Source organism: Rhodococcus sp. SB1D (assembly GCF_048573875.1).
In the GTDB taxonomy this organism is placed as follows: Bacteria; Actinomycetota; Actinomycetes; order Mycobacteriales; family Mycobacteriaceae; genus Rhodococcus_F; species Rhodococcus_F qingshengii.
In genome coordinates, this window is the sequence record NZ_JBMAIQ010000019.1 from 66,646 (window position 1) to 76,601 (window position 9,956).

The 9,956-nt window shown below is 64.2% G+C and carries 10 protein-coding genes; 6 read left to right on the forward strand and 4 right to left on the reverse strand.

The window, feature by feature from the left end; translation table 11 throughout:
• Positions 1-9 precede the first annotated feature (9 nt).
• The 3 genes from ACN50D_RS29100 to ACN50D_RS29110 all read right to left on the reverse strand — a co-directional run bounded on the left by ACN50D_RS29100 (position 10) and on the right by ACN50D_RS29110 (position 2,728).
• The gene (locus ACN50D_RS29100) at positions 10-1,017 is read right to left on the reverse strand and encodes a heme/hemin ABC transporter substrate-binding protein (RefSeq protein WP_192712385.1); all 1,008 of its coding nucleotides are present in this window, start codon (positions 1,015-1,017) and stop codon (positions 10-12) included.
• The gene (locus ACN50D_RS29105; RefSeq protein WP_192712386.1) at positions 1,014-1,700 is read right to left on the reverse strand and encodes a heme oxygenase (biliverdin-producing); all 687 of its coding nucleotides are present in this window, start codon (positions 1,698-1,700) and stop codon (positions 1,014-1,016) included. Before ACN50D_RS29105 ends, ACN50D_RS29100 begins: the two co-directional genes overlap by 4 nt.
• A gap of 92 nt (positions 1,701-1,792) precedes the next feature.
• Complete coding sequence (locus ACN50D_RS29110; RefSeq protein WP_211920133.1) at positions 1,793-2,728, reverse strand: aldo/keto reductase; 936 nt, start codon at positions 2,726-2,728, stop codon at positions 1,793-1,795.
• 228 nt (positions 2,729-2,956) lie between these two features.
• Here ACN50D_RS29110 and ACN50D_RS29115 point away from each other — a divergent pair, with 228 nt between their 5' ends.
• From ACN50D_RS29115 to ACN50D_RS29130, 4 genes are read left to right on the forward strand one after another with little or no spacing between them, the layout of a single operon-like run.
• Positions 2,957-3,802 (forward strand): undecaprenyl-diphosphate phosphatase, encoded by an 846-nt coding sequence (locus tag ACN50D_RS29115; RefSeq protein ID WP_081305396.1) that lies wholly within the window; start codon positions 2,957-2,959, stop codon positions 3,800-3,802.
• Positions 3,803-3,860: 58 nt separating this feature from the next.
• Positions 3,861-4,556, forward strand: coding sequence for a histidine phosphatase family protein (locus ACN50D_RS29120; protein WP_003946173.1), 696 nt, complete (start codon positions 3,861-3,863; stop codon positions 4,554-4,556).
• A 55-nt stretch (positions 4,557-4,611) separates the two neighbouring features.
• A complete protein-coding gene (locus ACN50D_RS29125; protein ID WP_003946200.1) occupies positions 4,612-5,211 on the forward strand; it encodes a DUF3090 domain-containing protein in 600 nt (199 codons plus the stop codon).
• 4 nt (positions 5,212-5,215) lie between these two features.
• Positions 5,216-6,022: an SCO1664 family protein gene (locus ACN50D_RS29130; protein ID WP_030537533.1), complete on the forward strand. Its 807-nt coding sequence runs from the start codon at positions 5,216-5,218 to the stop codon at positions 6,020-6,022.
• On the opposite strand, the gene ACN50D_RS29135 is transcribed toward ACN50D_RS29130, so the two are convergent.
• Positions 6,019-6,477, reverse strand: coding sequence for a MarR family winged helix-turn-helix transcriptional regulator (locus ACN50D_RS29135; RefSeq protein WP_042450996.1), 459 nt, complete (start codon positions 6,475-6,477; stop codon positions 6,019-6,021). The two genes, ACN50D_RS29130 and ACN50D_RS29135, sit on opposite strands and share 4 nt — an antisense overlap.
• Before the next feature lie 127 nt (positions 6,478-6,604).
• Here ACN50D_RS29135 and ACN50D_RS29140 point away from each other — a divergent pair, with 127 nt between their 5' ends.
• Both ACN50D_RS29140 and mshC read left to right on the forward strand, forming a co-directional pair.
• Positions 6,605-8,695 carry an MMPL family transporter gene (locus tag ACN50D_RS29140; RefSeq protein ID WP_372450104.1) on the forward strand — a complete coding sequence of 697 codons (2,091 nt, stop codon included), beginning with the start codon at positions 6,605-6,607 and terminating at the stop codon, positions 8,693-8,695.
• 10 nt (positions 8,696-8,705) lie between these two features.
• Entirely contained in the window at positions 8,706-9,947 is a 1,242-nt protein-coding gene (mshC, locus tag ACN50D_RS29145) for a cysteine--1-D-myo-inosityl 2-amino-2-deoxy-alpha-D-glucopyranoside ligase (RefSeq protein WP_003946190.1), read from the forward strand.
• Positions 9,948-9,956: the final 9 nt, after the last annotated feature.

Sequence of the window (9,956 nt, forward strand, 5' to 3'; positions counted from 1 at the left end):
AATCTTTGCTCACGATCCACCGGGCTCGTAGATCGCTTCGGCGAGTGCCGCCATGACGCGTCCGGTGTTGGGCCCGAAGCTGAGCAGTACACCGTCCGCCATGTCGACTACTCGTTTGTTCTTTCCAGCCGGCGTCTGCGCGATGCCAGGGACCTTTTCGAGGCCGCCGATTCCGCCGATCGATGCCAATCCGTCCGTCATCATCAGCAGGGCGTCAGGCGCTGCGGCGATGAGCGCTTCGCTGGTGATGGGCACGAACTGTTGTGTGATGCCCGAGGCGGTTCCTGCATCGGTGGCGCCGAGTGCCTCGATCAAAGAATCTGCTCCGGACCCTTCACCGCCGATCATGGTGATGGCCGATCCGCGCATGTAGAGGAACGCGATTTTCAGTGGATCGCCCTCGGTGGGGACCAGATCGCGAGCTCCAGCGATTTCCGATTCGGTCCGATCGACCAGCGCTGCGCCCTGGGCGGGGACGCCGAGCGCGTCGGCGACGGCCTGGAGTTGTCCCGGCACACCCTCGAGTGTTCGGGTCGGATCGAAGAAGACGACGGGAACACCGGCGGCGCGCAACTGATCCTGGACGCTCTTGGGCCCGATACTGGTGTCGGTGAGAACAACGGTGGGATTGAGGTCGAGAATTGCCTCGGTATTGAGCGATTGGCCGCCGACCGTGACAACCGGCACGTCCGCGACTGCGGGGAACTTGGCGGCGGTGTCGCGGCCGACGAGATTGTCACCGAGGCCGAGCGCCACCGTCGTCGTCGCGAGCGTCCCGTAGCGGTCGGCCGCAACGATCCGGCTGTTGTCGGTGATGGTCACGTCGACGCCGTCGAAGCTCTTCACCGTCACGGGCAGTGTCGCGGTCGGGTTGTCGGACACGGGAACCGGGCTGGAATCTTCGAGTACCGCGGTCCTGGCACCCTGAGATGTCGTCGAAGTGTCGCTGGACCCGCAAGCCACCAGACCGAAACCGGCTGCTGCGACCAGAGCCGCCGCGGCCAAGCGCTTCATCATTTGACGAGGTAGCTCTCGATGTCGACTTCGAGGTCGGCGAACAAGTCGCCGTTGAGGCGGTACGCCAGATTCACCTCGTCGATGAAACGCTGCTGTTCCTCGGCAGGAATCTGCAGTGCATCCAGATTCGAGCGGTAGTCGTCCTTGAAAGGCTTCGGCTTGGGGATGCCTTCGAAGATGTAGAAGCGAAGTCCGTCGGTCTCGAATCCGTAGGCGCGTTCGAGCATCCGGCGGATGATCTGTCCGCCCGAGAGATCGCCCATGTACCGAAGGTAGTGATGTGCGACGAAGCCGGCAGGCCAGTCGAACGCCACCTCCTTCAGGCGGGCGATGTAGCGCTCGGTTGCCGGCAGTGCCACGAGTTCGTCGCGCCAGTTCGGTCCGCCGAGGAACTCGAGATCGGCTTCGAGTGAAGCCACGCGCAACAGATCCTCGGACAGGAACGGGGCGACCAACTCGTTGTCGGCGTGTGTGCGGCCGGCCTCTTCGAGGCTCGTGTAGACGAGGTACGTCTGTCCCAGAAGTGCGGCGTAGCCAGCCGTGGTCAGCTCACCGCCGAGTAGTGCGCCTACGAATCGCGACTGCTCCGTCTCGCGGTGTGCTGCGTCCGTCTCGGTCTTGATTCGTTCGGAGAAGGCTGGGCCTGCGTCTGCGGAAAGGCTGTCTACGTCGAGCGTGGTCATTGATTCTCCTGAGGCTGTAGTCAAGCGTTGCCTACTAGGTTAGCCTGCCCTCGCCAACTCGATACCTCCGGTATTTCGATCAGCGGGACAGATCAAGCGCTCACATCGTCGAGAGCTGCGGCAATCGCTTTCGGAAGTTCCAATTCTTCGGTTGCCAGTACTCCTGTCAACTGGGCGAGATCACGCGTGCCGACGACGGCGCTGGCCACCCCGGCGCGATCGCGCGCCCAGGCCAGTGCCACCGCCAGTGGGGAAGTACCCAGACCGTCGGCAGCGGTAACGACTGCGTCGACCACCCGGATCGAGGAATCGGTCAGATAGCTCTGCACATCCTGCGAATGTGCTTCGTCGGCGCCGCGGGAATCGACGGGAATGCCGTCGCGGTACTTGCCGGTCAGCACACCACCCGCGAGGGGTACTGCGGCGAACACTCCGACGCCGTGATGGGCCGCCGCTGCGAACAATTCTTCCTCGACGCCGCGTGCGAGCAACGAGTACTCGGCCTGCGTCGCGGCGAGTGTTGTTGCGCCACCGGCTCCTACGGCCGTCGCGAGCTGCCAGCCGAGGTAGCCGCGAACTCCGACGTACCGCACCTTGCCGCTCGAGACGGCGTAGTCGAGGGTTGCTGCAACCTCGTCGACAGGCGTGAGCGGATCCCAGGTTGCGACCTGCCACATGTCGAGGAAGTCGGTTCCGAGTTCACGAAGAGTCGTGTCGAGCTGGCGGAGCAATCCGCGCCGCGAGCAGTCGACGCGGTCGGTGCCGATCGGTGTGGGGTCGATGCCGGCGCTCGAGCTGATGATGAGTTCGTCACGTGGAACGACGTCGTCGAGCAACTCGGCGAGGATCCGTTGCGCCGCACCGGCGCCGTAGGCGGGCGAGGTGTCGACCAGGGTTCCGCCGGCCTCGGCGAACGCGAGTAGCTGCGCAGCAGCCTCGTCGCCGTCCGTGTCGCGTCCCCATGTCAGTGTGCCGAGCCCAAGTCGCGAGACCCGAAGTCCGCTCGTTCCGACAGATCTGTGCTTCATAACCGCCTGCATCTCGCGCCCGACTCGTGTGCGCAAGTGCGGCACCCGAGAGATCTCACCACGTGCAGACTAGTAGGCGCTCGCCTCGAGTCGGGGTATTCGGACACGGACGTGCCGGGCGCGGCGCGGCGCCGTGGGCCCCGGTAGCGTGGCGCCGGTGAAACGTGAACCCGACACACGAAACCTGTGTGCAGTAACCCCATTCGAATCAGCCGGGATCGGTGAGTGATGGGCGAAGCGATGACCTGGCTCCAGGCCGTGATCCTGGGCCTCGTGCAGGGCTTGACCGAGTTCCTGCCCATCTCGTCTTCCGGACATTTGCGAATCGTGTCGGAGATATTCTTCGGCAGTGACGCCGGCGCGTCGTTCACCGCGGTGACGCAGCTCGGCACCGAGTTGGCGGTCCTGATCTACTTCGCACGCGACATCGTGAGGATCATCACTGCCTGGTTCCGAGGTGTGTTCAATGCCGAGCACCGGGGCGATCTCGATTACCGGATGGGCTGGTACGTCATCATCGGCACCATCCCGGTCGGCATCCTCGGGTTCTTCTTCAAAGACCAGATCCGTACCGGCGCACGCAATCTGTGGCTGATTGCCACGATGCTGATCGTGTTCGCGCTCGTCATCGCTGCTGCCGAGTACTACGGACGCAAGACGCGCCCGATCGAATCGCTCACAGCGCGCGACGGCGTCATCATGGGTTCGGCTCAGGCGCTCGCGCTCATCCCGGGTGTCTCACGTTCGGGTGGCACGATCAGTGCCGGCCTTTTCCTCGGACTCACCCGTGAGGCCGCAGCCCGTTACTCGTTCCTGTTGGCGATTCCGGCAGTTCTCGCCTCCGGTTTGTTCAGCCTCCCGGATGCCTTCGAGCCGGCCGGTGAGGGTCTGAACGCGAGCGGTCCGCAGTTGCTGGTGGCAACCGTCATCGCCTTCGCGGTCGGTTACGCAGCGATCGCCTGGCTGCTTCGATTTGTTGTCGATCACTCCATGTACTGGTTCGTCGGATACAGAATCGCTCTCGGCGTAGTCGTCCTTGCGTTGCTGGCCACAGGGGTCGTGTCCGCGACATAGGGCCCGTTTCGACGTCGACCACCCGTCCGTGCGGCCACCGCCCCATTAGGGTTGTGGAATGACAGTTGTCCTACTGCGGCACGGGCGGTCGACGTCCAACACTGCCCATACCCTGGCCGGTCGAACGCCGGGTGTGGAACTCGACGACCACGGCCGGAAACAGGCCGAAGGCGTCGTCGATCGGCTGGTCGGTCTGGACATCGCGGAGATCGTCCGCTCGCCGCTGTTGCGGTGTGAGCAGACGGTCGGCCCCATTGCCGTCGACCGTGGTCTGACGCCGGTGGTCGAGGATCGCCTCATCGAGGTCGATTACGGCGACTGGACGGGTCGCCCGCTCAAGGAACTCTTGGAAGAACCGCTCTGGAAAGTGGTGCAGCGCCACGCTTCCGGTGCAGTGTTTCCCGGCGGTGAAGGGCTGGCCCAGGTACAGGCGCGAGCCGTTGCCGCGATCCGAGAGCACGACGCACGGCTGGCCGAAGAACACGGCAAGGACGTCGTCTGGATCGCGTGCACGCACGGTGACGTCATCAAATCGGTTCTCGCCGACGCGTTTGCGATGCATCTCGATTCGTTCCAGCGCATCGTCGCCGAGCCCGCCTCGGTCAGTGTGATTCGCTACACGGCGACACTGCCGTTCGTTCTTCGCGTCAACGACACCGGAGACGTGCTCGCCGCGATCGGTGCAGCGAAGGCCGCGACCAACGGTTCGGCTCCCGCGCAGGAGTCCGTCCCCGGCGGAGAGGTCGGTGCGTGAGCTGTGACGGATAATGGGTATTCAGTGATGTTCTGCTCGAACTCGAGGAGGTGCAATGTCGCGCGCGATTCACGTATTTCGCACTCCTGACCGATTTGTCGCAGGAACGGTGGGCGAACCCGGTGACAGGTCTTTCTATCTCCAGGCCGTGCACGAATCACGGGTGGTGAGTGTGCTGCTCGAGAAGCAGCAGGTTCAGGTTCTCGCCGATCGCATGGGCTTACTCCTCGAAGAGGTGCATCGACGCTTCGGAACCGAGGTTCCGCCACAAGCCGACGACGTCTCCGACCTCAGCCCGCTGGTCACACCACTCGACGCGGAGTTCCGGGTCGGCACGATGGGGCTCGGTTGGGACGCCGATGCCGGGGCGGTCGTCGTGGAGCTGCTTGCCGTCAGCGAGACGGAGTTCGACGAATCGGTTGTCCTCGACGACGCCGACGACGGTCCGGACGCGGTCCGTGTGTTCCTGACTCCGGAGCAAGCGCGCGAGTTTTCGCTGCGGTCCGAACGCGTCATCGCGGCGGGACGCGCGCCGTGCCCGCTGTGTGGTGAACCGTTGGCGCCCGAGGGGCACGTCTGCATCCGCACCAATGGGTACCGACGCGGCGAGTCCTTCGGTTTTGCGATCGACGACGCAGACGACGACGAGGTCTGACGTCGTGTCCGAACCTGGTGTGCCGGACGTTCTGCTCGAGGGTGATCTGACTCTGATCGGTCAGATCACCACGGCGAGCAACGCCACGCTGGTATGTGAGTCGACTCTGGGGGAGAAGTCCACCCGCGTGGTCTACAAGCCGGTCCGGGGTGAACGCCCACTGTGGGATTTCCCGGACGGCACTCTGGCGGGGCGTGAGGTCGCGTCGTACCGCGTGTCCGAGGCGCTGGGTTGGGGAGTGATTCCGCGAACAGTGTTGCGGGACGGCCCCTTCGGTCCAGGCATGGTGCAGCGATGGATCGACACCGTCGATCGCCGCGCGGATGGATCTGGCGGACTCGAGATGGTGGACCTGTGCAGTCCCGGCAACGTTCCGCCGGGGTGGTTCGAGGTCCTGCAGGCCTTCGACTCGGAGGGTGAACCAGTCTCCCTGATCCATGCGGACGATCCACGGCTGCAGCGAATGGCCGTTCTGGACGTCCTCATCAACAACGCCGACCGCAAAGGTGGTCACGCCCTCGAAGGCGTCGACGGCTCGGTGTACGGCGTTGATCACGGAATCTGTCTTCACTCGGAGAACAAGCTGCGGACCGTGTTGTGGGGGTGGGCCGGGCAGCCCGTACCCGGTGCTTTGATCGCCGACGTCGCCGAATTCGCGACAACTCTCGACGGGGATCTCGGCGACGAGTTGTCCGAACTGATCACCGAAGAGGAAATCGTGGCCTTGGCGGTGCGGGCGATGCAGTTCGCCGAGTCCGCTGTGATGCCTGAGCCGAACGGCCATCGAACGATTCCCTGGCCGGCCTTCTAGTCGCGAGACGTTTCCTGCTGTTCGCGAGTTGCCGTCAATCCGGGTGAGCGAACCAATCGCAGTAGTTGTTCGCGCAGCGCGGCGACATCCCCGACGCCGACGGTCAACGCCGCATCTTCCTTCTCGAGCGTCAGTAGTCGCTCGTACGTCAGTCTTCCGGCGTCGGTTATCGCGATCACGCGCCGACGCTCGTCCCTCGGATCGGTGTCACGAGTGACGTAACCCGCTCGTTCGAGACGGTCGATCGTGCGGCTCATCGTCTGATCGGTGACGCGGGCGTTCTTCGCGATGTCGCGTTGAGACGCCGCCCCACCGGCGATCGAGTGGAGCACGATCAGGCCCGCGTGCGTCATGTCCTGAGACCGCAAGACCTTCTCCCACGAGTGCTCCACCAGGCGTGCAGCGGTGGACAACAGCCGGCCGGTGGGCCAGTCGTCCAGGCCGTCGCTGCTCATTTTTCTGCCTTCCGTTTGCAATTACTCAGCATGCTGAAGAAAATAGTCGGCAAGTCCTCTGCTGCCGATCCCTGGAGACCCAGTGAGCACACCAGTACAAAATCGTCCTGTTCGTCGCCTTCGATGGATTGTGCCAGCTCTCCTCGTGATCGGCTGGCTGGCAATCGGAGGATTCGGCGGTCCGTTCGCCGGAAAGCTCAGCACGGTGCAGCAGAACGACAACACGTCGTTCCTGCCCGCGTCGGCCGAAGCGACCGAGGTGGCAAAGCTTCAAGAGAGCTTCACGGACACGCGCTTCGTGCCGGCCATCATCGTGGCGGAACGACCGGGTGGCCTCGAGCCCGCCGACTCCACCTTCCTTTCCCAGACCGTCGATTCGTTCGTCGGTACCGAAGGATTCGGCGACGCCTCATCGCCGCCGATCCCGTCGGCCGACGGCCAGGCACTCCAGATGTTCCTGCCGGTCGACAGCACCCTCGAAGTCAAGGACAGCGTGAAAGCGCTGCGCGCGGCGCTGGAGTCGAGCCCTGACGGACTGACAGTCAAGGTCACGGGCCCCGCTGGGCAGGTTGCGGATCTGTCGGCAGCATTCTCCGGTATCGACGGATTGCTGTTGTTGGTAGCCGGATCCGTCGTGATCGTGATCCTGATCATCGTTTACCGAAGCCCGATCCTGCCGTTCGTGGTGATCTTCTCGGCGATCTTCGCACTCGGATTGTCGAGCTTGCTCGTGTATCTGCTCGCGGACGCGGACGTCATCGCACTGAACGGTCAGAGCCAGGGCATCCTGTTCATCCTCGTGTTCGGTGCCGCCACCGACTACGCGCTACTGCTGGTCTCTCGCTACCGGGAAGAATTGCGGATCGAGAAGGACAAGTACGCAGCAATGCGCACTGCGTGGCGCGCGACGCTCGAACCTGTCGCAGCGTCTGCAGGAACGGTCATCGCGGGCGTTCTGTGCCTGTTGCTCTCCGACCTGAACTCGAACCGCGGACTCGGTCCGGTGGCCGCCATCGGTATCGCCGCGTCCTTCCTCGCATCGATGACCTTCCTACCTGCTGTCCTGGTTCTGTTCGGGAGGACGGCGTACTGGCCGACCAAGCCGAAGTTCGATGCCGACCGCGAGCACCACGACGAGGCGAACGATCACCGGTTCTGGGCCGGGCTCGCTGCTCGAATCGGTAGGCATCCGCGCCGCTTCTGGGTGGCGTCGACGCTGGTGCTGGTGATCTTCGCGATGATGATGCCGCAGTTCAAAGCCAGCGGTGTCTCGTCGTCCGACATCTTCTTGCTCGATGTCGATTCGGTTGCAGGCCAGGAGATTCTCGGCGAGCACTTCGACGCGGGTTCGGGTTCACCGGCCGTGGTCATCGCGAATGCAGACCAAGTGGATGCCGTTGCGGCAGCCAGTCGCGTGGAGGGTGTCAGCGACGTAAGCGTCGTGCAGAACGGGGGAGCCCCACTGGTTGTCGACGGGCGAGTCTCCCTGCAGGCGACGTTGACTGACGCTGCCGACTCGCTCGAGGCCGAAGACACCATCGTGCGACTGCGTGATGCAGTTCACTCAGTGGAGGGCGCCGACGCATTGGTCGGTGGCGTCACTGCGACCGACCTCGACACGAAGACCACCTCGACACGGGACCGGACACTCATCATTCCCGTGGTGATCATCGTGGTGTTCGTGATTCTCTCGCTCTTGCTGCGTTCGCTTCTCGCACCGCTGCTTCTCATGGGCACCGTTGTGCTCTCGTTTGCTGCGACACTGGGCATTTCGTCGCTGGTGTTCGACCACATCTTCGGTTTCCCCGGCGCGGATCCGGTGGTCCCGCTCTTTGCGTTCGTGTTCCTCGTGGCTCTGGGAATCGACTACAACATCTTCCTCATGACGAGGGTGCGTGAGGAAGCGCTGAAGATCGGCACCAGGGCGGGCGCTCTGCGGGGACTCACGGTGACCGGCGGGGTGATCACATCTGCCGGAGTTGTTCTGGCAGCAACCTTCTCGGCGTTGGCGGTGATCCCGCTGTTGTTCCTCGCCCAGATCGCGTTCATCGTGGCGTTCGGTGTCCTGCTCGACGCTCTGATCGTCCGATCCTTGCTGGTCCCGGCCTTGACCTACGACATCGGTCAGAAGATCTGGTGGCCGAGCAAGCTCGCGTCGACGCCCGAACCAGAGCAGGATCAGCTAGCACCTTCCCAGCCTCAGAGCAGTCTCCACTAGGCTCGGCAGCATGCAGTCTTGGTCCGATACCGCACTCCCGTCCGTTCCCGGTCAGGGGCCGCCGTTGCGGCTGTACGACACAGCCGACCGTCAGGTTCGCCCCGTCACCCCGGGCGAGAAGGCGACGATGTACGTCTGCGGCATCACCCCGTACGACGCCACCCACCTCGGCCACGCGGCCACGTACCTCACGTTCGACCTCGTGAACCGCATCTGGCGCGACGCCGGACACGATGTCCACTACGTCCAGAACGTGACCGACGTGGACGACCCGCTGTTCGAGCGAGCCAATCGCGACGGCGAGGACTGGATCGTCCTCGGCATGCGTGAGACGGCACTCTTCCGCGAGGACATGGAAGCGCTGCGTGTGCTTCCGCCGAAGGACTACATCGGCGCCGTCGAATCGGTGAACGAAGTAGTCGAGTTGGTGGAGAAGTTCGTGGCGTCCGGTGCCGCGTACATCGTCGACGACGCGGAGTTCCCCGACGTCTACTTCCGTGCCGACGCGACCGAGCAGTTCGGCTACGAGTCGGGCTACGACCGCGCGACGATGGAGAAGTTCTTTGCCGAACGCGGCGGAGATCCCGATCGCGTCGGAAAGCGCAATCCTCTCGACGCACTTGTCTGGCGTGCGGAGCGTCCGGGCGAGCCCTCGTGGCCCTCACCCTTCGGGCCGGGGCGCCCCGGCTGGCACATCGAATGCGCGGCCATTGCACTCAACCGCATCGGCTCCGGCTTCGACGTCCAGGGCGGTGGCAGCGATCTGATCTTCCCGCACCACGAGTTCTCGGCGGCGCATGCCGAATCGGCAACGGGTGATCGCCGTTTCGCGCGGCACTACGTGCACACCGGCATGATCGGTCTCGACGGCGAGAAGATGTCGAAGAGTCGCGGAAACCTGGTCTTCGTCTCCAAGCTGCGCGGTGAGGGGGTGGACCCAGCGGCAATCCGTCTCGGACTGCTGTCCGGCCACTACCGCCAGGATCGCGCGTGGACTGATCAGGTCCTCGCGGATGCTCAGTCGCGCCTGAAGGTGTGGCGCGAGGCCGCGGCTCTCGGTTCTGCGCCGTCTGCCACCGACACTGTTGCGCGTTTGCGTCAGCACCTGGCCGACGATCTCGACACCCCGAAGGCGCTCGACGCGCTCGACGGTTGGGCCCGCCGCGCCATCGAGGGCGGCGGATCCGACACGCAGGCACCCGGCGAGTTCGCCGATGCCGTCGACGCCCTACTGGGTATTTCGCTTCGCTGAACCCCTGCT

Excerpts from the sequence above, each read along its gene's own strand:
- ACN50D_RS29100 (WP_192712385.1), bottom strand. The coding sequence starts at position 1,017 with ATGATGAAGCGCTTGGCCGCGGCGGCTCTGGTCGCAGCAGCCGGTTTC.
- ACN50D_RS29105 (WP_192712386.1), bottom strand. The coding sequence starts at position 1,700 with ATGACCACGCTCGACGTAGACAGCCTTTCCGCAGACGCAGGCCCAGCC.
- ACN50D_RS29110 (WP_211920133.1), bottom strand. The coding sequence starts at position 2,728 with ATGAAGCACAGATCTGTCGGAACGAGCGGACTTCGGGTCTCGCGACTT.
- ACN50D_RS29115 (WP_081305396.1), top strand. The coding sequence starts at position 2,957 with ATGGGCGAAGCGATGACCTGGCTCCAGGCCGTGATCCTGGGCCTCGTG.
- ACN50D_RS29120 (WP_003946173.1), top strand. The coding sequence starts at position 3,861 with ATGACAGTTGTCCTACTGCGGCACGGGCGGTCGACGTCCAACACTGCC.
- ACN50D_RS29125 (WP_003946200.1), top strand. The coding sequence starts at position 4,612 with ATGTCGCGCGCGATTCACGTATTTCGCACTCCTGACCGATTTGTCGCA.
- ACN50D_RS29135 (WP_042450996.1), bottom strand. The coding sequence starts at position 6,477 with ATGAGCAGCGACGGCCTGGACGACTGGCCCACCGGCCGGCTGTTGTCC.
- mshC (WP_003946190.1), top strand. The coding sequence starts at position 8,706 with ATGCAGTCTTGGTCCGATACCGCACTCCCGTCCGTTCCCGGTCAGGGG.